General features: G+C 66.0%; 29 protein-coding genes. 18 read left to right on the forward strand and 11 right to left on the reverse strand.

Annotated elements, in window-relative coordinates; genetic code table 11:
- Positions 1-87 precede the first annotated feature (87 nt).
- Complete coding sequence (locus tag ACYVG2_RS13435; RefSeq protein ID WP_460781475.1) at positions 88-633, reverse strand: replication initiator; 546 nt, start codon at positions 631-633, stop codon at positions 88-90.
- 482 nt (positions 634-1,115) lie between these two features.
- On the opposite strand from ACYVG2_RS13435, the gene ACYVG2_RS13440 reads away from it, so the two are divergent.
- Complete coding sequence (locus ACYVG2_RS13440; RefSeq protein ID WP_460781476.1) at positions 1,116-1,436, forward strand: hypothetical protein; 321 nt, start codon at positions 1,116-1,118, stop codon at positions 1,434-1,436.
- A gap of 3 nt (positions 1,437-1,439) precedes the next feature.
- On the opposite strand, the gene ACYVG2_RS13445 is transcribed toward ACYVG2_RS13440, so the two are convergent.
- Positions 1,440-1,739 (reverse strand): DUF7882 family protein, encoded by a 300-nt coding sequence (locus tag ACYVG2_RS13445; protein ID WP_460781477.1) that lies wholly within the window; start codon positions 1,737-1,739, stop codon positions 1,440-1,442.
- Positions 1,740-1,856: 117 nt separating this feature from the next.
- Here ACYVG2_RS13445 and ACYVG2_RS13450 point away from each other — a divergent pair, with 117 nt between their 5' ends.
- From ACYVG2_RS13450 to ACYVG2_RS13465, 4 genes are all read left to right on the forward strand, one after another.
- Complete coding sequence (locus ACYVG2_RS13450) at positions 1,857-2,195, forward strand: DUF7882 family protein (RefSeq protein WP_460781478.1); 339 nt, start codon at positions 1,857-1,859, stop codon at positions 2,193-2,195.
- Between the two features lie 72 nt (positions 2,196-2,267).
- Positions 2,268-2,540, forward strand: coding sequence for a hypothetical protein (locus tag ACYVG2_RS13455; RefSeq protein ID WP_460781480.1), 273 nt, complete (start codon positions 2,268-2,270; stop codon positions 2,538-2,540).
- A 205-nt stretch (positions 2,541-2,745) separates the two neighbouring features.
- Complete coding sequence (locus ACYVG2_RS13460; RefSeq protein WP_460781481.1) at positions 2,746-3,267, forward strand: SOS response-associated peptidase; 522 nt, start codon at positions 2,746-2,748, stop codon at positions 3,265-3,267.
- Positions 3,268-3,385: 118 nt separating this feature from the next.
- Complete coding sequence (locus ACYVG2_RS13465) at positions 3,386-3,949, forward strand: dihydrofolate reductase family protein (protein WP_460781482.1); 564 nt, start codon at positions 3,386-3,388, stop codon at positions 3,947-3,949.
- Here ACYVG2_RS13465 and ACYVG2_RS13470 read toward each other — a convergent pair.
- A complete protein-coding gene (locus ACYVG2_RS13470) occupies positions 3,943-4,551 on the reverse strand; it encodes a helix-turn-helix domain-containing protein (protein WP_460781483.1) in 609 nt (202 codons plus the stop codon). The two genes, ACYVG2_RS13465 and ACYVG2_RS13470, sit on opposite strands and share 7 nt — an antisense overlap.
- Before the next feature lie 87 nt (positions 4,552-4,638).
- On the opposite strand from ACYVG2_RS13470, the gene ACYVG2_RS13475 reads away from it, so the two are divergent.
- Entirely contained in the window at positions 4,639-5,616 is a 978-nt protein-coding gene (locus ACYVG2_RS13475; RefSeq protein WP_460781484.1) for an NAD(P)/FAD-dependent oxidoreductase, read from the forward strand.
- Entirely contained in the window at positions 5,613-6,272 is a 660-nt protein-coding gene (locus ACYVG2_RS13480) for an SAM-dependent methyltransferase (protein ID WP_460781485.1), read from the forward strand. The genes ACYVG2_RS13475 and ACYVG2_RS13480 overlap by 4 nt, the downstream gene beginning before the upstream one ends.
- Positions 6,273-6,313: 41 nt before the next feature.
- On the opposite strand, the gene ACYVG2_RS13485 is transcribed toward ACYVG2_RS13480, so the two are convergent.
- Both ACYVG2_RS13485 and ACYVG2_RS13490 read right to left on the reverse strand, forming a co-directional pair.
- A complete protein-coding gene (locus tag ACYVG2_RS13485) occupies positions 6,314-6,694 on the reverse strand; it encodes an SPW repeat domain-containing protein (RefSeq protein ID WP_460781486.1) in 381 nt (126 codons plus the stop codon).
- Between the two features lie 91 nt (positions 6,695-6,785).
- Positions 6,786-6,992 carry a multidrug transporter gene (locus ACYVG2_RS13490; protein ID WP_460781487.1) on the reverse strand — a complete coding sequence of 69 codons (207 nt, stop codon included), beginning with the start codon at positions 6,990-6,992 and terminating at the stop codon, positions 6,786-6,788.
- 318 nt (positions 6,993-7,310) lie between these two features.
- Here ACYVG2_RS13490 and ACYVG2_RS13495 point away from each other — a divergent pair, with 318 nt between their 5' ends.
- Positions 7,311-8,405 carry a DUF1611 domain-containing protein gene (locus ACYVG2_RS13495; RefSeq protein WP_460781488.1) on the forward strand — a complete coding sequence of 365 codons (1,095 nt, stop codon included), beginning with the start codon at positions 7,311-7,313 and terminating at the stop codon, positions 8,403-8,405.
- An 18-nt stretch (positions 8,406-8,423) separates the two neighbouring features.
- On the opposite strand, the gene ACYVG2_RS13500 is transcribed toward ACYVG2_RS13495, so the two are convergent.
- The gene (locus ACYVG2_RS13500; RefSeq protein ID WP_460781489.1) at positions 8,424-9,227 is read right to left on the reverse strand and encodes a MerR family transcriptional regulator; all 804 of its coding nucleotides are present in this window, start codon (positions 9,225-9,227) and stop codon (positions 8,424-8,426) included.
- 85 nt (positions 9,228-9,312) lie between these two features.
- Here ACYVG2_RS13500 and ACYVG2_RS13505 point away from each other — a divergent pair, with 85 nt between their 5' ends.
- Positions 9,313-9,738, forward strand: coding sequence for a GIY-YIG nuclease family protein (locus ACYVG2_RS13505; protein ID WP_460781490.1), 426 nt, complete (start codon positions 9,313-9,315; stop codon positions 9,736-9,738).
- A 40-nt stretch (positions 9,739-9,778) separates the two neighbouring features.
- Here the strand turns inward: ACYVG2_RS13505 and ACYVG2_RS13510 are convergent, their stop codons facing one another.
- The 3 genes from ACYVG2_RS13510 to zapE all read right to left on the reverse strand — a co-directional run bounded on the left by ACYVG2_RS13510 (position 9,779) and on the right by zapE (position 12,780).
- A complete protein-coding gene (locus ACYVG2_RS13510) occupies positions 9,779-10,342 on the reverse strand; it encodes a type II toxin-antitoxin system PemK/MazF family toxin (RefSeq protein WP_460781491.1) in 564 nt (187 codons plus the stop codon).
- A 36-nt stretch (positions 10,343-10,378) separates the two neighbouring features.
- On the reverse strand, positions 10,379-11,617 hold the full coding sequence (locus tag ACYVG2_RS13515; protein ID WP_460781492.1) for an ammonium transporter: 1,239 nt from the start codon (positions 11,615-11,617) through the stop codon (positions 10,379-10,381).
- A gap of 116 nt (positions 11,618-11,733) precedes the next feature.
- Complete coding sequence (gene zapE / locus ACYVG2_RS13520; protein ID WP_460781493.1) at positions 11,734-12,780, reverse strand: cell division protein ZapE; 1,047 nt, start codon at positions 12,778-12,780, stop codon at positions 11,734-11,736.
- Between the two features lie 129 nt (positions 12,781-12,909).
- Between zapE and ACYVG2_RS13525 the strand changes: the two genes are divergently transcribed.
- Both ACYVG2_RS13525 and ACYVG2_RS13530 read left to right on the forward strand, forming a co-directional pair.
- Positions 12,910-13,806, forward strand: coding sequence for a sulfurtransferase (locus ACYVG2_RS13525; protein WP_460781494.1), 897 nt, complete (start codon positions 12,910-12,912; stop codon positions 13,804-13,806).
- A gap of 19 nt (positions 13,807-13,825) precedes the next feature.
- The gene (locus ACYVG2_RS13530; protein WP_460781495.1) at positions 13,826-14,257 is read left to right on the forward strand and encodes a SufE family protein; all 432 of its coding nucleotides are present in this window, start codon (positions 13,826-13,828) and stop codon (positions 14,255-14,257) included.
- Here ACYVG2_RS13530 and ACYVG2_RS13535 read toward each other — a convergent pair whose 3' ends face one another.
- Entirely contained in the window at positions 14,258-15,415 is a 1,158-nt protein-coding gene (locus ACYVG2_RS13535; RefSeq protein WP_460781496.1) for an alpha/beta hydrolase family protein, read from the reverse strand.
- Between the two features lie 25 nt (positions 15,416-15,440).
- Between ACYVG2_RS13535 and ACYVG2_RS13540 the strand changes: the two genes are divergently transcribed.
- From ACYVG2_RS13540 to ACYVG2_RS13570, 7 genes are all read left to right on the forward strand, one after another.
- Complete coding sequence (locus ACYVG2_RS13540; protein WP_033107125.1) at positions 15,441-16,022, forward strand: DUF3000 domain-containing protein; 582 nt, start codon at positions 15,441-15,443, stop codon at positions 16,020-16,022.
- The gene (locus ACYVG2_RS13545; RefSeq protein WP_460781497.1) at positions 16,015-17,208 is read left to right on the forward strand and encodes a ribonuclease D; all 1,194 of its coding nucleotides are present in this window, start codon (positions 16,015-16,017) and stop codon (positions 17,206-17,208) included. The genes ACYVG2_RS13540 and ACYVG2_RS13545 overlap by 8 nt, the downstream gene beginning before the upstream one ends.
- A gap of 72 nt (positions 17,209-17,280) precedes the next feature.
- The gene (locus ACYVG2_RS13550) at positions 17,281-18,486 is read left to right on the forward strand and encodes a thiolase family protein (protein ID WP_460781498.1); all 1,206 of its coding nucleotides are present in this window, start codon (positions 17,281-17,283) and stop codon (positions 18,484-18,486) included.
- A gap of 8 nt (positions 18,487-18,494) precedes the next feature.
- Positions 18,495-20,639, forward strand: a complete 2,145-nt coding sequence (locus ACYVG2_RS13555) for a 3-hydroxyacyl-CoA dehydrogenase NAD-binding domain-containing protein (RefSeq protein WP_460781942.1) — start codon at positions 18,495-18,497, stop codon at positions 20,637-20,639.
- Between the two features lie 185 nt (positions 20,640-20,824).
- The gene (locus tag ACYVG2_RS13560) at positions 20,825-21,484 is read left to right on the forward strand and encodes an SPFH domain-containing protein (protein ID WP_235272443.1); all 660 of its coding nucleotides are present in this window, start codon (positions 20,825-20,827) and stop codon (positions 21,482-21,484) included.
- Between the two features lie 52 nt (positions 21,485-21,536).
- Positions 21,537-22,214: a TetR/AcrR family transcriptional regulator gene (locus tag ACYVG2_RS13565; protein ID WP_460781499.1), complete on the forward strand. Its 678-nt coding sequence runs from the start codon at positions 21,537-21,539 to the stop codon at positions 22,212-22,214.
- Positions 22,211-22,798, forward strand: coding sequence for a hypothetical protein (locus tag ACYVG2_RS13570; RefSeq protein WP_460781500.1), 588 nt, complete (start codon positions 22,211-22,213; stop codon positions 22,796-22,798). Before ACYVG2_RS13565 ends, ACYVG2_RS13570 begins: the two co-directional genes overlap by 4 nt.
- A gap of 6 nt (positions 22,799-22,804) precedes the next feature.
- Here the strand turns inward: ACYVG2_RS13570 and dxs are convergent, their stop codons facing one another.
- On the reverse strand, positions 22,805-24,745 hold the full coding sequence (gene dxs, locus ACYVG2_RS13575) for a 1-deoxy-D-xylulose-5-phosphate synthase (RefSeq protein ID WP_460781501.1): 1,941 nt from the start codon (positions 24,743-24,745) through the stop codon (positions 22,805-22,807).
- Between the last annotated feature and the right edge of the window lie 6 nt (positions 24,746-24,751).

Raw genomic sequence — 24,751 nt, forward strand, 5'->3', positions numbered from 1 at the left:
CACAACGCCGAACCGGCGCTCACATAGACAACGGAACTGAACCCAGGGCGGTTCAGCGTGTCCCATCGTCTCAGCACCGACCGCAGCCTAAGCAGGCACTCGCACAACGGCATGAACGTGCAGCGCCATACGTGATTGCAACTCTCGGACCGCGTAGTACTCGGCATCCGGGCAGAGTCGCCGCATCGCCGCAGCCGCCGACTTCCACAGCCGCCCGAGCGCCCCGTGCCACCGCACCTGATCCTCATACCGGTACGAATCCTGGTCAATCGGCAGCCCGCGTAGGTGCACGTCGTCGTGCCCATGGGTCTGCCCGCATTTGCAACGCTTGCCCGCGTCACGCTCCCATTTCGGCACCAGATGCACCGAGCCGAACGATGGAGCCGACAGCGTGATGAAGAAGTACTTGTACGACGGGAGCGGGTGCCCGTCGGCGTCATAGATGCCCGACCGTGCGATGCGTTGCCAATCGCCCCGATACAGACCAGCGCACGACGGGCACACCGCTGTACGGCGAGACTGGCACCGAATGAACCGGCCAGGCTCAACCTCATACGGACGGGCGCAGATGTGCGAGCGGATCGCGGCGAGGACATCATCGGACGGTAAGTCAGATGTGCCCGTGGAGGTCATATCGCGCGCACCCCCGGCGCACCCCGACCATGCAGCCGACCATGTATCGGCGCACACGATGCAACAGAATCACCACGTGGAACCCGCTGCACAGCAGGGTCCGAGTCCTTCACACGGAAGAGGTCATCGGTTCGAGTCCGGTATCGCCCACCAGAGAAAGCCCCGTCAGGACCTAAATCCTGACGGGGCTTCTTCGTTGCTCACTGTCATCGTGGGGCAAACGTGGGGCAGACGAGCCTCATGCGTGGCCAGGCGAACTCCGAGCGCCCCTGTGGATAACTCGCAGAGTGCGCGGGCCGCGCGTACCGTGGCCGCATGGATGATCTCGATGCCGCGCACAACCGAAGTGTCCGAAGTGCGGGACCGTGCTCCGCGACGTGAAGACCGGGTACGTCTGCGTCGAGTGCAACCAGGCGTACATCGGTGCGCTCGGGTCTCGCGCGTAGACTTGATGTCCTCGGCCGGAGGAAGGATTACCGGCCATGGGATCGTCAAATCGACTCGCACCGCTGTACGACAGGTACGCGGCAGAGAAGCAGATCCTGAAAGCATCGAAGTCTGGGCCTTTGCAGTCCCTCACGCGTGCTGAGGTCGACCTCTTCGAGCAGCCGTTGACGATCCACCCGCGACCCCAGCCCGTTCGTGCCTGGGTACGGTTTGGCCCCACCGCCGTGCGTGTCGATGCGAGGCTGGTTCGCTCCACTCCGACCGCGGCGGGGATCGAGTTCAGCGACGGGGAACAGACCTACCGGTGCTGGGTATGGGGCAATGCCATCACCGTGCGCGAACTTCCCGAAGGGTGAGACTTACCGCGGCATCTGATCGAGGATGAGTTCGCCGCGCGCACTGAGGTGCTCCATCATTCGCTCAATCCGCTTCGGATCGATCTGCGGCATCTTCGATGCCTTGAAGTCCAGCACCAAAGGGATGCTGGGATGCATCCAGATGGTGAGTCGACCTGAAGGACTCTTCTCATCCGGCAGCCAGGTCATCATGAAACTCTCCTGGCGGCGAAGCTTCGTGCCGATCACGATCTTCAGATGCGCGAGCGTCTCGTCGTCAACTTCGATCGGCGGACGAGAACTGTTGTATTCGAGCGTGCCCATGAAACGACAATACGCGCCACGTAGACCCTGATACCCGCCTGTATTCTGAGGGGACCACTGGGATCAGGTCTGAGCGGCCTTCGATGGGCTTCCGTGGAGAGCGAGAGGGTGAGCGCAATGGGCAAGTTCATCTACGAAGGCAACGTCAAGACGGAGATCGAAGATCGTGCTCTCGCGCACGTCCAGATGGTGGTGATGGCGAAGCTGCGGCGCGGTGAGCCTTTCTCCTTCAGTTGGCGCGAGGATGCCAGCGTCGGTGGTGGGCGCACAACGGTGTGGGTGCATGGCGGTAGCTCGCTCGTGTTCAAGTTCCATGGTGGCCGTCAGCCCTCGATCAACCGTGCCTGGGTCGAAGCGCTCGCGTACGCCGCCAATTCTCCGACCGGGCTTTACCTTGTGCACGAGCCTGCCGAGGACGTACCTCTGGTTTCCTCCGCGGAATCTGCCACCGTGTGACGCCTGTACTCTCTTCGCCTTGCATCGCGCAAGCCCCTCAGCGCGCGCAGGACCGCGTTCTACTCTGCACGCATGGGTGGCAACGAAGGAGACACCAGAACGTACGTCGAGATCGACGGTAGAGAGTACCTGCTCGGCGATGATCAGGACCGGGTCGACGTCATGGCACGGATTGAAGCAGCCGCACGATCCGGACCAGCCTTCGTCGACCTCACTGACAGCGACCCCCATATCTCCGTACTCGTCTCGGAGCAATCCAGGATCGTGGTCACCACGGGCCGGGAATCGTCGGCGGCGACCGAGCAGAACCCGTTCGGCAGCTCGATCAGCGACTGGGACACATAGGTCGGCCCTCCGCTGCGCCGGACAACCCCCAGGTCGGTTCGGCGGAGGGCCTCAGAGCGGTAGGCGACTCCCCTAGCCCCGCCGCGCCGCGCTGAGAAAGCAGGATATGACGGCCGCCTCTCGGATGTCCAGACCCTATGGCGTGTGGCGATCCGAAGGACCCGCAGGGTCGCTGCCGTGATGACACCGGAGTAGTGTCGCTGCCATGTGCGGACGTTTCGCGATGGATGCCAAGACGGACGAGCTCGTGCGCGAATTCGTCGCCGAGGGTGGCAGCCCGGAGGACTGGTGGAAGTCCTGGAACGGGTCGTACTCGATCGCGCCGACCGACGCCGCGCCGATCGTCCGCGACCGCGGCGAAGGACGCATCCTCGAGTTGGTGCGGTGGGACTGGCAGAAGCCCGCGAACCGGCCAAAGGGTGCGCCGATCATCAACGCGCGGATGGAGAAGCTCGCCACCGGGTTCTGGGCGCCCGCGTTCACTGCCGCCCGATGCGTCGTGCCGATGCGCGGTTACTACGAATGGACCGGCGAGAAGGGCGACAAGACCCCGCACTTCCTCCACGGTAACGGACTCCTCGCCGCAGCCGGACTCACATGGTCGGCCGACGATATCGCGCACGCGATGAGGGACCCGCGTGGGGCAAACGTGGGGCAGACCTCTACTACAGGGCACTTCACGGGACTACGCGCCGTTACGCGATATTCTCCCGCTGACCTGGCATAAGTTGCCTCCGGCTATACGGTGCTTCACCCGCTATACGGCCTTAGAGCCATTCACACGGAAGAGGTCATCGGTTCGAATCCGGTATCGCCCACCGTACGCTCAGCTCTAGAATCCCCGCATGGGACTGCTGACATTCGGCATCAACGTCACTCTGGACGGATGCGTCGACCATCAAGTGGGCATCGCCGACGACGAGACCCACGCCTACTTCACCCGCCTCATGGACGAGGCCGGGGCGATGCTGTGGGGCCGTGTCACCTACGAGATGATGGAGAATTCCTGGCCGGCGATCGCCCGCGGCGATGAGGAAGCGTCGCAGCCGATGCGCGACTGGGCGGTCAAGCTGGACGCCAAGCCGAAGTACGTGGTCTCTTCCACGCGGCAGGACTTCCCCTGGGCCAACAGCCACCACATCGCCGGCGAACTGCGCGCGGGCGTGCAAGAACTCAAGGACGCGACCGCGGCCGGTGTGCTGCTCGGCAGCGGTGCGCTCGCAGTCGAACTGGACCGACTGGGGTTGATCGACGAATACAAGTTCCTCGTCCATCCCATGATCGCCGGCCGTGGCCCCACGCTGTACCGAAGCGGGCTCCCCGACACGAGGCGCCTCGACCTGATCTCAGCGACGCCGATGCGCAACGGGGTCGTCGCGATGCACTACCGGCGCGCGCTCGATCACTGAGATGCGTTCGCGACTCTCTCCGCGGTCGGAGCACCGGTGCGTGCACGCAGATGGATGCGCTTGCCCTCCTTGCTGAAGATCGACAGCACCTCCGTCGGCTGCCCTCCGACGCCCGACAGCCAGTGCGGGATGCGCGTGTCGAACTCGGCGGCCTCCCCTGGTCCGAGGATGACGTCCTGTTCGCCGATCACCAGCCGCAGGCGACCCGACAGGACGTAGAGCCATTCCTGACCGTCGTGCACCTTCGGCTCCGGCACCGCCGTGATGCCCGAAGGGTTCGGCGGGAACGTGACCTTGTACGTCTGCACCGGGCTCGACTCCGGCGAGAGCGATTCGTACCAGGTGTCCCCCATCCGTTTCCTCGTGCGGGCCACACGCGGGTCCGGCGCCTTGCGCGGAACGATGTCGTCGAGCTCCAGCCTCAACGCTCTGGCGATGGGCACGACGAGCTCCAGATTCGGCGCCCGCTTGCCCGCTTCGAGGCGCGACAGCGTGCTCGATGAGATGCCCGTCGCATCCGACAGGTCGGCGAGCGTCATGCTGCGCTTCTCCCGCCAGCTCTTGAGCCGAGGCCCGATAAGTGCGACCGCGTCGTCCGGCATAGCCATCTCCTTGCTGATTCGGCATTGATACTTGCCACAACGATATCATTCACGCAATCTGGACTCATGACAATCGACGAGAGTTCCATGACAGTCCCCGCATCCCCAGACGCAGAGCCCTGGGATGTGGTGATCATCGGAGGAGGCGCGGCCGGCCTGAGCGCCGCGCTCATCCTCGCCAGAGCCAGACGACGTGTTCTCGTGCTCGATGCGCAGCAGCCGCGCAATCGCTTCGCCCCGCACATGCACGGCGTGCTGAGCCGCGACGGCTACTCGCCGCTCGACCTCGTCGCCGATGGGCGGCGCGAAGTACTCGCCGCGGACGGAGTCATCCGCACTGCACACGTCGTCGATGCCCAGGCTGTTCCCGACGGGTTCGAGGTCAGGACCGACACCGGCGCTCGCATTGTCGCCCGTCGTCTCATCGTCGCCACGGGGACCCGCGACGCGCTTCCCGAGATCGACGGACTCGCCGAGCAGTGGGGGCGGGGCGTCGTGGCATGCCCGTACTGCGACGGTTACGAGGCTGCCGGTCGGCGGATCGGCGTTCTGCTCGGCTCCGTCGCTGGAATCCACAAGGCGCACATGCTGCGTTCGTACTCCGACGACATCACGGTGTTCACAGCACTCGCAGACCCCATCCCCGACTCCGAGCGGCGCATCCTCCTGCAACGCGGCATCCACCTCGAGGATCAGAGGGTCTCGGGCGTCACCTCCGACGGCGATCGGCTGACCGGAATCGCGCTCGCCGACGGCACCGTCGTGCCGGTGGATGCGCTCTTCGCAGAACCACGACTCGTGCCGCTCGATGACGTGGTCCAGCAGCTCGGCGCAACGCGCACGGAGACGCCGTTCGGCTCGTGGCCGACCGTGGATGAGTTCGGCCGGACGAGTGTTCCAGGACTATGGGCGGTGGGCAACACGGCGAATCCGGCCGCGCTCGTGCCGATCGCGATGGGATCGGGAGCGACGGCCGCCCTCGCGCTGAACGGAGAGTTCGTCGCAGAAGAAGTGGCTGCGGCCGCGGCTGCGGTTGACGCCGAGCAGGATGCGGGCGTGCGATGACGGCCCAGCCGGATGACATCGCCACGGAGGCGACCCGATTCTGGGACGAGCGCTACACGAGCCGCCGCACGGAGCATGGCCGGATGTGGAGCGGGCGCGTGAACGCGACCGTCGCTCAACAGGTGTCCGGACTCGCCCCTGGCCGTGTGCTCGAGCTCGGGTCAGGTGAAGGCGCCGACGCTCTCTGGCTCGCGGAGCGGGGCTGGAGGGTCACCGCTGTCGACATCTCGACCGTCGCTCTCGAGGTCGGAGCCTCAGAGGCTGCGAAGGCGGGGCTCTCCGACCGGATCGATTGGGTTCAGTCCGATCTGGCGAGCTGGTCCCCGTCGGACGAGTACGACCTCGTCACGTCAGCGTTCCTGCACTCCCCCGTCGAGTTCCCCCGGGATGCAGTCCTCCGACGCGCGGTCTCCGCCGTAGCTCCTGGAGGCAGGCTGCTGATCGTCGGGCACGGAGGGTTCCCCCCGACGTCCGAGCATGTGCACGACACCGAGATCCCACCGTTTCCCACGTCCGACGAGGTACTGGCGTCGCTCGAGCTGACGAACGACTGGACGATCGAGACGAACACGGCGGTCGAGCGAACGGCCAAGTGGCGTGGCGACGAGGACGTGGTCCTCTTGGACACAGTGCTGCGCGTGCGCCGGTTCGGGTAGACACGGCGCACGCGCAGGCTCTTTCGCGGCTCGGAGTCCGATCAGCGGTCGCGGTTCGCCGTCGGTCCGGGCTGCGGCTTCGAGAACAGCACCACGATGATCACCGTGACGCCGACCACGACATGCGGCAGCCACACGTTCAGCGCCTCGCCTGCGAAGCCGAAGATCCAGGGCGAGAGCGCGAGGAACAGGCTCGCGACGATGTCGAACACGAGGTGAACGGGCATCGGGATGAATCCGAAGGGGCCCCACTCGTACTTCGTGAACAGGCTGTAGACGATCAGCCCGACGCCGAGAACGATCGGGATGACGACGGCAGGTCCTCCGACTCCGGCGAACCCGAACAGCCACGGCGCCGCGATGAGAGCGATGCCGACGAGGTAGTCGAGGACGCCGTGAACCTTGGTGGGGATGAAGCGCATGATTCCTCCTTGAGTATGGCCGCGGTATCGCGGCTGTCATAGGAGGTTCGTGGCAGCGGGGAAATCGGATGGGACACCGACGAAACTGATCTCACTCGGAGTCGGATTCTCCATCTGCTTCCGGCATCCCCGGGCCAGGCCCAGGTCGCACAGCCGCGCCCTCGGCCACGTCGACCCGTGTCACTCCGTCGTGCTCAGTGACATCCACGCGCGGCGCCGCATCCTCTTCGGTGGCGTTCGGCGCCGTCGTGAGCTGATCGTGGCGCTTCTGCTCGGGTGTCATCTCTTCGTGCGACATAGCGCGTCCTTTCGTCGAGGCTCCCACGGTAGCCGCGTGAGGAGCTCGATATCAGGGGCTTGAAGTTCATCATCGACGCAGCTACCCCGACGGCCGGCCAGAACCTGTTCACGCCTGACCCGCAGGTTTCACTGCTACGGTGAGCGAAGTCGGCATCTCGCCGGCGTCAGGGAAGACTTCTTGTCGACCAACGGGCCCTTTCTGGCCACTTCGTTCTCCGTCGCCTCCTCTGGATCATCTCGAGGAGACCCGATTTCCGTGCACCCGTATACCCACTCCGCTGATTCGCAGTCGAATGATTCGTCGGTACCGATTCCGATGCTTCCGGTCGGTTCGACAGCGATCGTCTACTGCGAGGCCCAGTTCGGAGAGCAGGACGGCAAGACGGCCAACGGCCTTGTCCGGCATTCCGAGAAGTACGAGATCCTCAGCGTCATCGACAGCCACCATGCAGGAGCGGATGCCGGCGCTCTGCTCGACGGCACGGCCAACGGCATCCCGATCCTGGCGAGCCTGACGGAAGCCATCACACACGCAGGAAGCACGCCCGACTACCTCATCTGCGGCGTCGCCCCCGCAGACGGCCTGCTCTCGGACGCGCAGCGCGTCGTGCTGCTGGACGGCATCGCGCACGGCATGCACATCATCAACGGTCTGCACGAGTTCCTCAACGACGACGCCGAGTTCGTCGCGGCCGCGCTCCTCGCCGGCGTCACGATCACCGACGTTCGACGACCGAAGGACAAGAAGGACCTCCACCTCTTCTCCGGGCGCATCTTCGACGTCACCTGCCCGAGGATCGCCGTGCTGGGCACCGACGGCGCGATCGGCAAGCGCACCACGTCGACCTTGCTCGTCCAGGCGCTCAATGACCGCGGGATCCGCGCCGTCATGGTCGGAACCGGGCAGACGACGATCATCCAGGGCGGACGCTACGGGGTCGCATTGGATGCGCTCGTGCCCCAGTTCTGCTCCGGCGAGGTGGAGAACCAGGTCGTCGCCGCCTTCGAAGGCGAGGATCCTGATGTGATCATCGTCGAAGGGCAGGGCGCGCTCAGCCACCCCGCGTATCTGACCTCCGCCCACATCCTTCGCGGCAGCCGACCGGCCGGCGTGATCGTGCAGCACGCACCGGGCAGACGTGTGCTCGGCGACTTCCCGATGATGCCGATGCCGGACGTCGCCAGTGAAGTCACCCTGATCGAGGCTTTCGCCGACACCCGGGTGATCGGCGTGACCGTGAACCACGAGAACCTCACCGAGACGCAGATCGCCGCAGCCATCGACGAGATCGAACTCGACCTCGGAGTCCCCGCGACGGATCCGCTGACCAGGCCGTTGGACGAACTCGTCGACATGGTGCTGCAGGCGTTCCCCGAACTGTCGAAGGCGCTCACACAGAGCCCCGCCTGACGAGCGGAACCCGCGTCGTCAGCGTCGTCTGACGGGCTGCTGCAGCTCGGTCACCCAATCGGACTGGTCATCCGATATGGCGCGGACATACAGTTCCCGGCAGGGACCGGCGTGAACCAGGCCACGCGCGAAGATCTCGGAATGGATCGCCTGCCAGCTCTCCGCGATGCGGTCCATCGAGCCGAGATGGATGCCGCACACCGCGGTCTCGGAGGCAGGAAGGTCCACGATCTCGAACCCTTCGCCCGCGGGCCCGCTGTACGCGTACCCGGCGACGATCTGAAGCCCGTCCTCGGTCGTGTCGTACTGCGCGATCGGCGTCGCCAGAGACCCCTGCTCACCGCCGATGATCTCAGCGACGGCGTCGAAGGACGGACCGACGACACCGGCCACCTCTGGTTGGTCGGCGACGACAGTGCGGCGTGCCGCGAGACGGACGGCGGGCAAGGGCTTCTCGATGATCTCGATCTGGGACATGTGGTTCTCGCTCTCTATGAGATGGAGGCGCCGCTCCACGTCGACGAGTCTTCCGGCTGCGATCCTGTGCTCCTGCTCAACCTCTGCGCGACGGATGCGCAGCAGGGCGGCGATGCGATCCGCATCGACCCCCTGATCGAGAATCGATGAGATGTCGTCGAGGCCGAACCCGAGCTGTCGCAGAGCGACGATCCTGTGCAGGCGCTCAAGCTGGGAGGGGTCGTACGATCGATAGCCGCTGAACTCGTCCACGTGAGCCGGCACGAGCAGACCGGCGGTGTCCCAGTGCCTCAGCATCCGGTGGGTCACCTGACCGATCTGCGCGAACGCTCCGATGGATAACATGACTCAGTTCTCTCGTCTTCCACAGTGTGAGAGTCAAGTATCGCCGCAGAAGCCGACGTCGTAGGCCAGCGCTACGCTCTCCGTGATGTCCACGTCCACTGCGCTCCCCGGTCCCTGCACCCTGTGCGGCGGTGCCGACGGCCGACGTGTGAGCGGCTCCTGGTACTGCGCCGCATGCGGTTGGAGATACGGCGACGTGCCCGATCCCGACCTCCCGTTGCCCCGCATCGACGTCGTGTACTACCTGCGCTTCGATTGTCGGGTGAAGATCGGCACCAGCATGCGTCCGCGTCAGCGGCTCGCCAGCATCCGCCATGACGAACTGCTCGCGTTCGAGCCCGGAGGCAGACCGGTCGAACAGCAGCGGCATCGCGAGTTCGCGCACCTTCGCGAAGGCGGCGAATGGTTCACGTTCAGCCGTGATCTCCAGGTGCACACCACGACGCTCCGCGCGGAGGGCGACCCGTGGCGACTTCACGCGCGGTGGTTGAGCGAGGCCCTTCGTTCATGACCCGCACGCTCGGGACGCCCAGACGCTCCACTGCGCGAGATCAGTCGAGCCGCGCCCACCCGTAGCGGGAGATCAGCGCCGACGCCACCCGGTCGTACAGCGTCCGCTTCAACACCGCAGCCTCTCGTCTCATCCCGCCGTCGTGCACGCTGTAGAGCAGTTCGATGTCGACCCACGACTCGCGCCCCTGCGAATCCCAGGCGCCGCTGCCGATCGAGAGGAAGTCCCTGTCACGATCATGCGGCTTGCTCGTCATCCGCACCGCGTAGACGCGGTCTGCGGACTGCCTCCCGATGACCAGCACCGGGCGGTCCTTGCCCCGGCCGTCGTTCTCCTCATAAGGCACCCACGTCCAGATGATCTCGCCCGAATCCGGCGCATCGTCCTTGGCGGGGCTGTAGCCGACCTGAAGATCCCCGATGCGGTCGGGATCGACCCGTACGGTCTCGCTCCCCCGCAGCCGGCCCGCATCGCCCTCGGTGGCGACAGTGTCCGACACGTTCGAACGCCCCGTCTCCTTCCCAGGAGAACGGGGCGTCCGAGATGTCAAAGCCTTCAGGACGATGTCGGCGAGCTGAGACAGGATGCTCTTGGAGGAGGTCACCCCGTCACCCTACCGGCGACATGCGGCCGAGTCGGCTCAGGCGTCGACCAGGGCGTAGCCCTCCTCGCCGTGGACGACGGAGTCGACGCCGGCGATCTCGTCCTCGTTGGTGATGCGGAACCCGATCGTCTTCTGGATCGCGAACCCGATGATGAAGGCGACGACGAAGGCGTAGATCAGCACGCCCAGTGCGGCGATCACCTGAACAGCGAGCTGGCGGGCGTCGCCGCCGACGAACAGTCCGGTCTCCGAGGCGAAGAAGCCGAGGTAGATCGTGCCGAGCAGGCCACCGACCAGGTGGATGCCGACGACGTCGAGCGAGTCGTCGAAGCCGAGACGGAACTTCAGCTCGACCGCGAGTGCGCAGACGATACCAGCGAGAGCGCCGAGCAGCAACGACCATCCCGGCGTCAGGTTCGCACAGGCGGGCGTTATGGCGACGAGACCTGCGACCGCACCGGAGGCCGCGCCCACCGAGGTGGCCTTGCCGTCCTTGATGCGCTCGATCAGGATCCATCCGAGGATCGCGGCGGCGGTCGCGCCGAGCGTGTTCAGTCCGATGAGGCCGACACCGCCCATGTCCTCCGACAGCCATTCCGCTCCCGCGTTGAAACCGAACCAGCCGAACCACAGCAGCGCAGCGCCCAGAAGCGTCAGCGGCACGTTGTGCGGCTTGAGGATGCCCTTCTGGAATCCGATGCGCTTGCCGAGAACGAGAGCGAGAGCGAGAGCGGCAGCACCCGCGTTGATGTGCACGGCCGTTCCACCCGCGTAGTCGATCACGCCGATGCCGCTGTCCTCACCGAACAGGGTGGTGCCGAGGTTCATGATCCATCCGCCGCCCCAGACCCACGCGGCGATCGGGAAGTACCCCACCGTGGCGAAGATCCCGGCGAAGATCAGCCAGCTGCCGAACTTGGCACGGTCGGCGATGGCTCCCGAGATCAGCGCGATCGTGATGATCGCGAAGGTGGCGCCGTACGCGACACCGAGCAGCGCGACGTTCGAACCTTCACCGGAGGCGAGGCTGGAGAGCCCGAAGTCGGCGAACGGGTTGCCCGCGAACTGCGTCGGGCTCTCGACCGCGCTCATCGAGAAGCCGAACAGGATCCAGAGCACCGCGACGAGTCCGATGGAGCCGAAGCTCATCATCATCATGCTGACCACGCTCTTCGCCTTGACGAGACCGCCGTAGAAGAACGCGACGCCTGGCGTCATCAGCAAGACCAGCGCTGTCGCGGTGATCGCCCACGAGATGTTGCCGGGAGCATCCATAGGAAAACCTCACATCCGAAGTAATTGAGAGCTTCAGTGTGGCGAGGCCCGATTTCCGGGAAGCGCAGTGAGTGTTACCGCGCGGTTACACCCGACCGCCCGATGTAACCATCGCGTTACGCGACGCTGGATTGCTGCGCAGAATGTGTGAGGGCGTTGAGTCTGGAGATGGCGCGGAGATACTTCTTGCGGTATCCGCCGCCCAGCATCTCTTCGGCGAAGACCTGATCCAGGCTCACCCCAGTCGCGACGATCGGAACCTGCGCGTCGTAGACGCGGTCGACGAACGCGACGAACCGCAGCGCCTCCGACTGGTCCGTCAGCACCTGCACCTCACGGAGCCCGACGAGATCGAGCCCGTCGATGAGGCGGATGTAACGGGACGGGTGCACCTTGGCCAGATGCCGGATGACGTCACCGAAGAGATCGTCGGATGCTGTGCCCGCTGTGTCGGCGATCCGCTGCGCGTACTCGACCTCCTCCAGCGTGACCGCGTGACCGTCGAGAGCACGCTGACGGAAGTCGACGCCGTCGATGCGGATGGTCTCGAAGCTGTCCGACATCGCATGGATCTCGCGGAGGAAGTCCTGCGCGGCGAAGCGCCCCTCTCCGAGAGCGTTCGGCGGCGTGTTCGACGTGGCGGCCAGGCGGGTGCCAGTGGCTACCAGCTCACCGAGCAGCCGCGTCATCACCATGGTGTCGCCGGGATCGTCGAGTTCGAACTCGTCGATGCAGATCAGATCCGCACCGCGCAGCAGGTCGACCGTGTTGCGGTAGCCGAGCGCTCCGACCAGCGCCGTGTACTCGATGAACGAGCCGAAGTACTTACGACGTGCGGGCATCGCGTGATAGATCGACGCGAGCAGGTGGGTCTTGCCGACGCCGAAGCCGCCGTCGAGATATACGCCGGGCTTCAGTTCCGGCTCTTTCTTGGCCCGGCTGAAGAACCCGCCTCGCTTCGCGGGCGCGCCTCTTCCGGCGAACTTCTCCAGCAGTGCCTTCGACTCGGCCTGCGACGGGTACGCGTCATCCGACCGGTAGCTCTCGAATGTCGCATCGTCGAACTGCGGGGGCGGAACCAGGCTCGCGAGCATCTCGGGGCCGGTCACCACCGGTTGACGTTCGGTGAGATGGATGACGTTCGCGTTGTCGGTGTCGTTCATCGGTTTCCTGTGTCGAAGTCTTACAGAACGGGTGCCAGGCGCACCGAACGGCTCTATCGTCGAAGGGACGGCTCAACACTACGCCGTCACAGCCAGAGCCTTCGCTCGCACCTCACCCTGGAGCGCCACGTGACCATCGAGTTCGATTCCTCATCTCAGAAGTTCGCCGAGTACGCCGAGCCGGGCCGTCTCGTCACCACCGACTGGCTCGCAGCGCACCTCGGCGAACCGGGTCTGGTCGTCGTCGAGTCCGATGAGGACGTACTGCTCTACGAGACGGGGCACATCCCCGGAGCCGTGAAGGTCGACTGGCACACCGAGCTCAACGACCCTGTCGTGCGCGACTACGTCGACGGAGAGGGTTTCGCCGCACTGCTCAGCCGGAAGGGCATCTCCCGCGATGACACCGTTGTGATCTACGGCGACAAGAACAACTGGTGGGCGGCGTACGCCCTGTGGGTCTTCTCCCTCTTCGGCCACGAGGACGTGCGCCTGCTCGACGGCGGACGCGACCGCTGGATCGCCGAGGGCCGCGAGATCACCACCGACCGTACGGAGATCGCACCGACCGACTACCCGGTCGTCGAGCGCGACGACTCGGTACTGCGGGCCTACAAGGACGACGTGGTCGCGTTCATCGGCAACGGACCCCTGATCGACGTCCGCTCCCCCGAGGAGTACAACGGTGAGCGCACGACAGCCCCGGCGTACCCGGAGGAGGGCACGCTGCGCGCCGGGCACATCCCGACCGCGCAGAGCGTGCCGTGGGCCAAGGCCGTCGCAGAGGACGGCGGCTTCCGCACCCGCGCCGAGCTCGACGCGATCTACCGCGACGGAGCGGGAGTGAAAGACGGCGACGACATCGTGGCGTACTGCCGCATCGGCGAACGCTCCAGCCACACCTGGTTCGTGCTGAAGCACCTGCTCGGATTCGAGAACGTGCGCAACTACGACGGTTCATGGACCGAGTGGGGCAGCGCCGTGCGTGTGCCGATCGTCACCGGCAGCGAGCCAGGCTCCCTCTGAGCGTGTGACAATGACAGGGATGAGCACCACGCACGTTCCTGACACCCTCGCGGAGATCCGCGACGACTTCCTCGAGCTGCCTGAGGCCGAGCGCCTTCAGCTGCTGCTGGAGTTCTCCAACGAGCTCCCGGAGGTGTCGGACGAGGTCGCGAACCACCCGGAGATGTGCGAGCGGGTGGCGGAGTGCCAGTCTCCCGTCTACATCTACGTCGAAGTACACGACGACGTCGTCACGATGCATGCAATGGCGCCGCCGGAGGCGCCGACGACCCGCGGCTTCGCGAGCATCCTCGTGCAGGGCATCACCGGGCTGTCGGCCGACGAGGTGCTCGCGATCCCCGACGACTACCCGCAGAGCATCGGCCTCACCCGTGCCGTCTCGCCCCTGCGCATCGGCGGGATGACCGGGATGCTGATGCGCGTCAAGCGCCAGGTCACGCAGAAACGCTGATCACTCCGAAGCGCTGAAGCCGTTCGCCGACATCCAGTCGGTGATCGCTTTCGTCCACCCGATCTGGTCGTAGTTCCAGATCTTCGTGTGCCGTGCCCCCGTGAACCTCGGCATCGTCACGAGATCGGGGCGCGCTTCGGCCAGCGCGTGCGAGGCATCGGCCGGCACGAATCCGTCGTCCTCACTGTGCAGAACGAGGATCGGCACGGTCAGCTCGTCGGCGCGCGCGACCATGTCGAGCTTGTCGAAGGAGATCACGAACTCCGCCCCGGAGAGCCGAGCGGTCAGAGGTGACGACAGCGCATTCATCGCCAGCGCGGGGAACGGATCACGGATCCCCTCCTCGCGCGCTTGGAAGCGCAGGACTCCCCGCCAGTCGACCACGGGCGAATCGAGCACGAGGCCGGCGATGGCCTCCCGATGCGCGGACGACACGGCCGTCTGCAGAGCGATCGCTCCCCCCATGGACCAGCCCATCAGCAGCACTCTGGTCGCCCCATGTCGCAGCGCGTACGAGATCGCCGCATCGACGTCACGCCATTCCGAGGCACCGAGGGCGTACGACCCGCCCTTGCTGCGCGGCGCTTCACCGTCGTTGCGATAGGAGACGACGAGGTTGGGCATTCCCAGCGCATGGAACACCGGCACCGCCCGCAGGCACTCCGCGCGAGTGACTCCGCGGCCGTGCACCTGGATGACCCACGTCGATGAGTCGGCGGGGAACATCCACGCGGGGCACGGTCCGGCGGGCGATCCGATCAGCACGTTCTCCCACGGCAGGTGCAGTTCGCTCGGTGACGAGTAGTACCAGCCGCTGAACCCGGCGGCCCGATCGATCTTCGCGCCGGACTCGATCTGCGTGAGGAGCTTGCGTCGTACGCGTGTCGCGTCTGCGCTCAGCACGGCGCCGAGCTTGACATAACCGTGCGTGCCCGTCGTGAACAACCCGTAACGACCGGGGAGCTCGGTGTCCGGAGTGCGCGAGAGCTCGATCGTCTGCGCCCCGGTGTCGACGGCCAGGATCTCGGTGTCCGCCGCGCGAGGCGACGGGGTGACGACGCGCCGAGCGACCGCGAACACGAGAAACGCGGCCGCAGTCCCGAGCATCGCGATCAGCGCAGGGACGAGCAGTGCAACGGCGTGCCTGAGACTCTTCATCGCTTCCTGACTCTAGCCTGTCAGCGTGAGCGCACATCCCGATGCCGGAGCGCATTTCGAACGTGCCGCAGCCGAGCTGCGCGACACGGTCTTCCGAGACGACATCGTGATCCGCGAGATCCCCTCCCCCCAGGGCCTCGCACCGTTCTCGATCGCTCTCGCAGCCGACGTCCGCCCCGATGACCACGGTGACTCGATCTACGGCACCGGACGGTTCGTCCTGCTGCATGATCCCGACGCCCCGCCCGCATGGGGCGGAGCATGGCGGATCGTGACGTTCGCCCAGGCTCCTCTCGAGCCGGAGATCGGCACCGATCCCCTCCTCGCGGATGTGACGTGGTCGTGGCTCGTGGACGCTCTGGATTCTCGGGATGCCTCGTACCACTCCGCGTCCGGCACGGCGACGAAGACTCTCTCGAAGGGCTTCGGTGCGCTGGCTGAGGAAGGCGATGGAGCCCAGATCGAACTACGATCTTCTTGGACGCCGGAAGAACCGTTCCGACCGCACGTGGAAGCATGGGCCGAGCTCGTCGGCATGCTCGCCGGTCTCCCGCCCGGCTCAGAGAACATCGCCGTGTTCGGCGCACGAAAGGCAGGGCGTGACTGAGTACAGAGTCATCGACGACCCGATCGAGTTCCAGGCGGCCTGCAGATCGCTGGCCGCGGGCTCAGGACCTGTCGCGGTCGACGTCGAACGGGCATCAGGGTTCCGCTATTCGCAGCGCGCATATCTCGTGCAGGTGTTCCGCCGCGGCGCTGGCGTCTTCCTCTTCGATCCGCCGGCGATCGGCGACTTCGCCGCGCTGCAGAATGCGATCGGCGACGTCGAGTGGGTACTCCATGCCGCCAGCCAGGACCTGCCGTCGCTGCGCGAGCTCGAACTCGTGCCGGCGACGATCTTCGACACCGAGCTCGCCGCCCGCCTGCTCGGCCACGAACGCGTCGGCCTCGCAGCGGTGGTGGAGGACACCCTCGGCATCACGCTGAAGAAGGAGCACTCCGCCGCCGACTGGTCGACGCGCCCGCTGCCCGACGCGTGGCTCGACTACGCAGCGCTCGACGTTCTGCATCTCGTCGACGTGCGCGACGTCATCGCGACCGAACTCGAGGAGCAGGGCAAGACCGACTTCGCAGCGCAGGAGTTCGCCGCCACGCTCGCACAGCCGCCCCGTCCGCCGAGAGAAGACCCCTGGCGCCGCCTGAGCGGTCTGCATCAAGTGAAGGGCGCCCGCGGACTCGCTGTCGCCAGGTCGCTGTGGGAGGCGCGCGAAGAATTCGCGCAGCAACAGGACACATCTCCAGGGCGCCTCGTTCCCGACCGCTCGCTGGTCGCCGCAGTCCTCGCCAACCCGCAGACCAAGCAGGCACTCGCCGGCGTCCAGGCGTTCAACGGGCGCGCCAGCAGGTCTCAGCTCGACCGGTGGTGGGACGCGATCGTCAGGGGGCGCGAGGCTCCAGCGGTGCCCCGCGAACGGGGACACAGCGACGCTCTGCCTCCCGCGAGGGCCTGGAGCGAGCGGAACCCTGAGGCCGACGCGCGCCTCAAACTCGCGCGTCCGGTCGTGGAGGCCCGCGCCGAAGAACTCGGAATGCCGACGGAGAACCTGCTGAAGCCCGAGACGCTTCGGCGGGTCGCATGGGCTCCCCCCGAGTTGACGGCGGATGCCGTCGGCGCAGCCCTGGCAGATCTCGGCGCGCGGCCGTGGCAGATTGAGCAGACTGCACAGAAGATCGTGGATGCCTTTGTAGAAGCCGGTCAATCGGCAGATCAGCCCGCCGCGTCCGAGTCGTAGATTCGATCCAACCGATTCCCCACGGTATCCGGCGACTCGTAGTCTGAGGTCAAACCTAACCTTGGAGGCAGAGTGGCCGAGATCTCGGACGTCTACTTCGTTGATGGCGTACGCACCCCGTTCGGGCGCGCCGGCGAAAAAGGCATGTACTGGAACACACGCGCGGATGATCTCGCTGTGAAGGCGACGATCGGTCTGATGGAGCGCAACGCCGGCATTCCGGCCGAGCGCATCGATGATGTCGCGATCGCCGCCACATCGCAGACGGGCGATCAGGGTCTGACGCTCGGCCGCTCGGTCGCGATCCTCGCGGGCCTGCCCAACACCGTCCCCGGCCTCGCGGTCGAGCGCATGTGCGCCGGTGCGATGACCAGTGTCACCACCATGGGTGCGTCGATCGGCATCGGCATGTACGACTTCGCCCTCGCGGGCGGCGTCGAGCACATGGGCCACCACCCGATCGGCGGCAATGCCGACCCGAACCCCCGCTTCGTCGCGGAGAAGATGGTCGACCCCGGCGCCCTGAACATGGGCGTCACGGCCGAGCGCATCTTCGACCGCTTCCCTCACCTCACCAAGGAGCGCTCCGACCGCTTCGGCATGCTGAGCCAGCACAAGGTGCAGGCCGCGTACGACGCGGGCAAGATCCAGCCCGACCTCGTGCCCGTGGCGATCAAGGGCGCCGACGGTGCCTGGGGCCTCGCCGCGGAGGACGAGGGGCGCCGTCCCCAGACGACGATGGAAGACCTCGCCGCGCTGAAGACGCCGTTCCGCCCGCACGGTCGCGTGACCGCCGGCACATCGTCTCCGCTGACCGACGGCGCCACCATGTCGCTGCTCGCCGGTGGCGGGGCGGTCAAGGAGCTCGGTCTGAAGCCGAAGATGAAGATGGTGTCGTTCGCCTTCGCAGGTGTGCAGCCGGAGATCATGGGCATCGGTCCGATCCCGTCGACCGAGAAGGCGCTGAAGAAGGCCGGTCTGACGATCTCCGACATCGGACTGTTCGAGCTGAACGAGGCGTTCGCGATCCAGGTCATCTCGCTGCTCGATCACTTCGGCATCGCTGATGACGACCAGCGTGTCAACCAGTGGGGCGGCGCGATCGCGATCGGACACCCGCTCGCCGCATCCGGTGTGCGTCTGATGATCCAGTTGGCGGCGCAGTTCGCCGAGCGTCCCGACGTGCGCTACGGCCTCACCGCCATGTGCGTGGGCCTCGGTCAGGGTGGCTCCGTCATCTGGGAGAACCCCTTCTACGACGGCAAGAAGCGGAAGTGAGTGCGCACGTGACGAACTACGAAGAGATCGACTTCTCACCCATCGAGGCGCTCGCGGGCGACGAGGTCGTCACGCACTCCCCCGTGCGCGACATCCGCCTCCCATCCGGCAAGGTCCTGGCGCTCATCACCCTCGACAACGGTCGCGATCACACGCGGCCGAACACGCTGGGCCCCGCCACGCTGACCGAGCTGGGTGAGACGCTGTCCGGGCTGAAGGCCCGCGCCGCGGCCGGCGAGATCCAGGCGGTCGGCATCACCGGCAAGCAGTACATCCTCGCCGCCGGCGCCGACCTCTCGGACATCTCGAAGGTCGAGTCGAAGGACCATGCCCGCCTCATCGCCCAGCTCGGCCACAAGGTCATCGGCTCGCTCAGCGAGCTCGGCGTGCCGTCGTTCGCATTCGTGAACGGACTCGCGCTCGGTGGCGGCCTCGAGATCGCCCTGAACTCGACCTATCGCACGGTCGACGCCTCCGCGGCCGCCGTCGCATTGCCCGAGGTGTTCCTCGGCATCATCCCCGGGTGGGGAGGCGCGTATCTGCTGCCGAACCTCATCGGCATCGAGAACGCACTCGAGGTGGTGATCTCGAACCCGCTCAAGCAGAACCGCATGCTCAAGCCGCAGCAGGCGTTCGACCTCGGCATCTTCGACGCGATCTTCCCTGCGGCGAACTATCTCGAGAACTCGCTCGCCTGGGCGGATGCCGTCCTCGGAGGCAAGAAGGTCGAGCGCAAGAACGAGCCGGGCAAGCTGGAGCGTCTGACGAAGTGGCCGATCGCGATCAAGATGGCGCGCGGGATGCTCGAGTCGAAGATCGGTACGGTGCCGAAGTCGCCGTACGTGGCGCTCGAGCTGCTGGACAAGGCGAAGAGCGGGACAAGGGCAGAAGGTTTCGCCCGCGAGGATGAGGCGCTCAGCGAGCTCGTCGCCGGAGATCAGTTCGCGGCATCCATGTATGCGTTCGACCTGGTGCAGAAGCGGGCGAAGCGCCCGGTGGGCGCACCGAACAAGGCGCTGGCGAAGAAGGTCACCAAGGTCGGCATCATCGGCGCGGGTCTCATGGCCAGCCAGTTCGCACTGCTGTTCGTGCGGAAGCTTCGGGTGCCCGTGCTCATCACCGACATCGACCAGGCACGCGTCGACAAGGGCGTTTCCTACATCAACGACGAGATCGGCAAGCTCGAGGCGAAGGGGCGTCTGGACGCCGACGGCGCCAACCAGCTGCGCGGGCTCATCCACGGCACGGTCGACAAGAGCGAATACGCAGACTGCGACTTCGTGATCGAGGCGGTCTTCGAGGAGGTCGGCGTCAAGCAGCAGGTCTTCGGTGACATCGAGAAGTTCATCGCCGAGGACGCGATCCTCGCGACCAACACCTCGTCGCTCTCGGTCGAGGAGATCGGTGCGAAGCTCGCTCACCCCGAGCGTCTGGTGGGCTTCCATTTCTTCAACCCGGTCGCCGTCATGCCGCTCATCGAGATCGTCAAGACACCCGGCACGAACGAGCAGACCCTTTCGACGGCATTCGTGGTCGCGAAGGGGCTCGGAAAGAACGCCGTGCTGACCGCCGACGCTCCCGGTTTCGTCGTGAACCGTCTGCTCGCGAAGGTCATGGGAGAGGCAGCACGCGCGGTCTACGAGGGAACCCCCGTCGCCGATGTCGAGAAGGCGTTCGGCCCGCTCGGGCTGCCGATGGGGCCGTTCCAGCTCATCGATCTGGTGGGCTGGAAGGTCGCGGCGCACGTGCAGGACACGATGGTGCGCCACTTCCCCGACCGCTTCTACGCGAACGAGAACTTCCACGCTCTCGCCGAGCTGGAGCAGGTCGTGGAGAAGGACAAGGGAGGCCGAGTCACCGGCTGGACCAAGGCCGCCGAAAAGGCACTCAAGGGCCACGTGGGCAGCACTCCCGCCTCGGCTGAGACGATCCTGCGACGCGTCCAGGACGGACTCACGCAGGAGATCAAGCTCATGCTCGACGAGGATGTGGTGCCCGAGGTCGAGGACATCGATCTCTGCCTCATCCTCGGTGCCGGCTGGCCGTTCATCGACGGCGGCGCCTCTGCGTATCTCGATCGCGAGGGCGCATCGGAACGCGTGTTCGACGGCACGTTCCACACTCCGCCGATCCGCGGTATCGCGCACGTCTGACGCTGCGTCGCTCCCGAAGGGGTCGTGTCCTCGGACGCGGCCCCTTCACTGCGTCCAAGCGGCCAACCACTCACGAAATCCGGGTGAACAACTCGTGCTGGACCGTGAACTGGTGCCGTGTCGCGCAGGTGAGCAGGCAGAGTGTGAGTGTGGATGCGATATTCAGCGCACTGGGAACCGGGACAATGAGCACTCTCGTCAAATCCGGCACTGCCGTCCTGACCACGTTGCTCGTGGTTCCTGCGCTCCTGAAGCTCTTCATCGTGACCGTCGACGAGGGGTGGGCGGCGATCCGAACCCGCAACGGCAAACCCATCGTCCGCAAGCCCACATCGCGCAGCGTGCGCACCGGCAAGGGCACGGCGGGCGAGGTGGTCGTGCTCCACTCCGGCTCGCACGGGGCGTTCCCGCTCTTCTACTGGTACAAACTCATCGACGTTCGTGTCCGATCGACGGATCTGCCCGCGCGTCATCTCACCGGCGCAACAGGGCATCAGCATCTCATCCACGCGTCATTCGAATGGCGCCCCGTCCCCTCGGGGCGAGATCTTCGCGTCTTCGAACTCGACGTCGTGAATGTGAAAGAACGGGCGGCCAACATCGTCGGCGCCGCTCTGCGAGACGTCATCCACGCGACCGACGGCGCGGTGCTGCCACGCAACGAGGACGTCAACGTCATGGTCCTCTCCCAGTGCGCGGAGCGCGCGCAGTCCGCCGGCGGCATCGAGATCCTCTCCGTCATGATCACCGGCGACGCCCTCACCGACGGGTACCTCCTCTCGCAGGCGCTGCGGGAGACGGACCGCGGGTCCGCCGCCGTCGCCGCGCTGCACGCACTCAACTGAGCGACGGTCGTCTAGTGCTCTGTGTGAGACACGTCTGTGGTACTTTTTGAACATGTTCGAAACAGGCGACCGGCCGCAGACCAAGAGCGAGCGCACGCGAGCGAGGATCCGCGATGCTGCCATCGCTTCATTCATCGAGCACGGATACACCGACACGACGATGCGGGCCATCGCCAACATTGCCGAGGTCTCGGTGAGCAACGCCTATTACTACTACCCATCCAAGATGCACCTGGTGCAGGAGCTCTACGTCCGCGTGCAGCACGAGCACGCTGCGCTGGCTGAACCGCAGCTCAACACGAAAAGCGGCCTTGTCGACAGGCTGCGTGTCGTCTTCGACACCGGACTGACGTCGGTCACGCCGTACCAGCGCGTCGCTCCCGGATTCCTCGCCGCGATGATCCCACCGGACTCGCCTCTCAACCCGCTGGCGGAGGAATCCGACCCGGCGCGGGAGATGACGATCGAACTGTTCCGAAAGGCGGTCGACGGCGCGCAGCATCGTCTGCCTGATGACATCGCGGCTCTGCTGCCGAAGGCGCTGTTCGTCGCCTATCTCGCCCTCGTGCTGCGCTGGACTTATGACTCCTCCGTCGAGGCGAATCAGACCAAGCGGATACTAGACGCCGGTCTGCGCCTGCTGGGACTCGCACTGCCTTTCGTCAAGATTCCAGGCATCCATGCCGTGTCACGCCAACTGCTCACGCTCGTCGCAGAGGTGCGATCATGAGCGCGGCATCGTCGAGTCCGCGTACCACTGATGCCCCGATGGCCTTCACACGCGACGAGTTCTGGCGAGGAGCAATGCGCGCGTGGGGCATCTTCCTGCTGCTGCTACTCGCGCTCGAGGTCGTGGCGGTCGTGATCAGCGATCCGCTCGGATTGTGGAGCTCGGCTGGATCGACGCTGATGCTCCTCTTGCTCGTACTGGTGGTGTCGCTGCTCGTCGGCGGAGCGATCTCCGGAGTGAGCCTCGTCATCGGCATCCCGATCGCGCGTCGCATCGCCACGGCTCTGCAACACGAGCGGCGTGTCAGGGTGCACGTGATCGCCTTCGCCCTGTACGGCTTCGGGTTCGGTGCACTCATCGGCGGTGGCTCGTATGCGCTGGCCTTTGTCCGCGGTGGATCGTCGATCGTCGAGCCCGTGATCTTCGCCGCTCTCATCGCAGGAGCCCTCAGCGCGATTGCCGTGTCATTCGGGTGGTGGTCGGTCGCGCGTGAAGCGGTGCGAGCGGATCGAGGGATTACTCGGCGCGCCCGGCGACGGATCGCACGAATCGACCCCGACGCCGCCGTCGAGGACTCGCTCTGACGCGACTCAGCGCCGGTCGTGCAGAGGCAGGTCGATGGCGCCGGTCTCCCCCGCATTGCGGGCGACGGGAATTCGGGTGCCGAGCACCTGCGACACGATGTCCTGTGCGATCTTCGGCGCCGTGAGCCCCGCATCCGCGAGGATCTGATCACGGGATGCATGATCGATGAACTCATCCGGCAGCCCCAGCTCATCCACTGCCGTGTCGATGCCGGCCTCGCGAAGCACCTGGCGCACGCGCGTGCCGATGCCGCCCACGCGGATGCCGTCCTCCAGAGTGATCACCAGACGGTGAGCCCGCGCCAGGTCGATGACCGAACGCTGCACGGGGATCGCCCAGCGCGGGTCGATGACCGTCGCACCGATGCCCTGCGCACGAAGACGCGCGGCGACATCCATGGCCATGGCGGCGAACGGTCCGATCGCGACGATCAGCACGTCTTCGCTCTCGCCGCGCGACAGCACATCGACACCGTCATCGATGCGCTCGATCGCGGGGATGTCCGCGGCGACCTCACCCTTCGGGAACCGGATGACGGTCGGCGCGTCTTCGACGGCCACCGCCTCGTCGAGGGCTTCCTTGAGCCGCGCGCCGTCGCGAGGTGCCGCGATGCGGATGTGCGGCACGATCTGCAGCATCGCGAGATCCCACATGCCGTGGTGGCTGGGTCCGTCGGGCCCGGTGACGCCCGCTCTGTCCAGGACGAACGTGACACCGGCTCTGTGCAGGGCGACGTCCATCAGCACCTGGTCGAAGGCGCGCCCCATGAAGGTGGCGTAGAGGGCGACAACCGGATGCAGCCCGCCGAAGGCGAGCCCGGCGGCGGATGCCACGGCGTGCTGCTCGGCGATCCCGACGTCGTACACGCGGTCGGGGAAGCGCTCCGCGAACGGAGCGAGGCCGGTCGGTCGGAGCATCGCCGCGGTCATCGCGATGACCTTCGGGTCGCGCTCCCCCACGCGCACCAGCGAATCGGAGAACACATCAGTCCAGCTCTGCCCGCTGCTCGACAGCGATTCGCCGGTCACCGGATCTATGCGATTGACGGCATGGAACTGGTCGGCCTCGTCGTCGCGTGCGGGCTGGTAACCACGCCCCTTCTGGGTTATGGCGTGCACGAGCACTGGAGCACCGTAGGACTTGGCGAGCTCGAGTGTCTCGAGCAGTGCCGGTATGTCATGGCCGTCGACGGGTCCGAGGTACTTTATGTCGAGATTGGAATACAGCGCCTCGTTGTTCGTGAAGCGGGACAGGAACCCGTGCGTGCCGCCTCGGATGCCGCGGAACATCGCGCGACCCACCGGACCGAACACGCGGAAGAGCCGGTCGGACTTGCGGTGCAGGTCCTTGTAAGCCGCCGCCGTGCGCACGCGGTTGAGATAGCGGGACATGCCGCCGATCGTCGGAGCGTAGGAGCGCCCGTTGTCGTTGACGACGATCACGAGATTGCGGTCGTTGTCGTCGGTGATGTTGTTCAGTGCCTCCCACGTCATCCCGCCCGTGAGAGCGCCGTCACCCACGACGGCCACGACATGACGATCCGACCGCCCGGTGGCCGTCAGGGCCCTGGAGACGCCGTCCGCCCAGCTCAGCGAGCTGGACGCGTGGGAGGACTCCACGACGTCGTGCGGGCTCTCACTGCGTTGCGGGTAGCCGGCGAGCCCACCACGCACGCGAAGAGCCGAGAAGTCCTGCCTGCCCGTGAGCAGCTTGTGGACGTACGACTGATGACCGGTGTCGAAGATGATCGGGTCAGCGGGCGATTCGAAGACGCGGTGCAGCGCGATCGTGAGTTCGACGACACCGAGGTTGGGACCCAGATGCCCTCCCGTTCGCGAGACGTTCTGCACGAGGAACTCTCTGGTCTCTGCGGCGAGCTCCACGAGTTCGTCAAGGGTGAGGTCATCGAGATCTCGTGGTCCGCTGATGCGCTGCAGAATCGGCATCCGCCC

The sequence above is a fragment of the Microbacterium shaanxiense genome (genome assembly GCF_054779995.1).

Excerpts from the sequence above, each read along its gene's own strand:
- ACYVG2_RS13435 (WP_460781475.1), bottom strand. The coding sequence starts at position 633 with ATGACCTCCACGGGCACATCTGACTTACCGTCCGATGATGTCCTCGCC.
- ACYVG2_RS13440 (WP_460781476.1), top strand. The coding sequence starts at position 1,116 with ATGGGATCGTCAAATCGACTCGCACCGCTGTACGACAGGTACGCGGCA.
- ACYVG2_RS13445 (WP_460781477.1), bottom strand. The coding sequence starts at position 1,739 with ATGGGCACGCTCGAATACAACAGTTCTCGTCCGCCGATCGAAGTTGAC.
- ACYVG2_RS13450 (WP_460781478.1), top strand. The coding sequence starts at position 1,857 with ATGGGCAAGTTCATCTACGAAGGCAACGTCAAGACGGAGATCGAAGAT.
- ACYVG2_RS13455 (WP_460781480.1), top strand. The coding sequence starts at position 2,268 with ATGGGTGGCAACGAAGGAGACACCAGAACGTACGTCGAGATCGACGGT.
- ACYVG2_RS13460 (WP_460781481.1), top strand. The coding sequence starts at position 2,746 with ATGTGCGGACGTTTCGCGATGGATGCCAAGACGGACGAGCTCGTGCGC.
- ACYVG2_RS13465 (WP_460781482.1), top strand. The coding sequence starts at position 3,386 with ATGGGACTGCTGACATTCGGCATCAACGTCACTCTGGACGGATGCGTC.
- ACYVG2_RS13470 (WP_460781483.1), bottom strand. The coding sequence starts at position 4,551 with ATGCCGGACGACGCGGTCGCACTTATCGGGCCTCGGCTCAAGAGCTGG.
- ACYVG2_RS13475 (WP_460781484.1), top strand. The coding sequence starts at position 4,639 with ATGACAGTCCCCGCATCCCCAGACGCAGAGCCCTGGGATGTGGTGATC.
- ACYVG2_RS13480 (WP_460781485.1), top strand. The coding sequence starts at position 5,613 with ATGACGGCCCAGCCGGATGACATCGCCACGGAGGCGACCCGATTCTGG.
- ACYVG2_RS13485 (WP_460781486.1), bottom strand. The coding sequence starts at position 6,694 with ATGCGCTTCATCCCCACCAAGGTTCACGGCGTCCTCGACTACCTCGTC.
- ACYVG2_RS13490 (WP_460781487.1), bottom strand. The coding sequence starts at position 6,992 with ATGTCGCACGAAGAGATGACACCCGAGCAGAAGCGCCACGATCAGCTC.
- ACYVG2_RS13495 (WP_460781488.1), top strand. The coding sequence starts at position 7,311 with ATGCTTCCGGTCGGTTCGACAGCGATCGTCTACTGCGAGGCCCAGTTC.
- ACYVG2_RS13500 (WP_460781489.1), bottom strand. The coding sequence starts at position 9,227 with ATGTTATCCATCGGAGCGTTCGCGCAGATCGGTCAGGTGACCCACCGG.
- ACYVG2_RS13505 (WP_460781490.1), top strand. The coding sequence starts at position 9,313 with ATGTCCACGTCCACTGCGCTCCCCGGTCCCTGCACCCTGTGCGGCGGT.
- ACYVG2_RS13515 (WP_460781492.1), bottom strand. The coding sequence starts at position 11,617 with ATGGATGCTCCCGGCAACATCTCGTGGGCGATCACCGCGACAGCGCTG.
- zapE (WP_460781493.1), bottom strand. The coding sequence starts at position 12,780 with ATGAACGACACCGACAACGCGAACGTCATCCATCTCACCGAACGTCAA.
- ACYVG2_RS13530 (WP_460781495.1), top strand. The coding sequence starts at position 13,826 with ATGAGCACCACGCACGTTCCTGACACCCTCGCGGAGATCCGCGACGAC.
- ACYVG2_RS13535 (WP_460781496.1), bottom strand. The coding sequence starts at position 15,415 with ATGAAGAGTCTCAGGCACGCCGTTGCACTGCTCGTCCCTGCGCTGATC.
- ACYVG2_RS13560 (WP_235272443.1), top strand. The coding sequence starts at position 20,825 with ATGAGCACTCTCGTCAAATCCGGCACTGCCGTCCTGACCACGTTGCTC.
- ACYVG2_RS13565 (WP_460781499.1), top strand. The coding sequence starts at position 21,537 with ATGTTCGAAACAGGCGACCGGCCGCAGACCAAGAGCGAGCGCACGCGA.
- ACYVG2_RS13570 (WP_460781500.1), top strand. The coding sequence starts at position 22,211 with ATGAGCGCGGCATCGTCGAGTCCGCGTACCACTGATGCCCCGATGGCC.
- dxs (WP_460781501.1), bottom strand. The coding sequence starts at position 24,745 with ATGCCGATTCTGCAGCGCATCAGCGGACCACGAGATCTCGATGACCTC.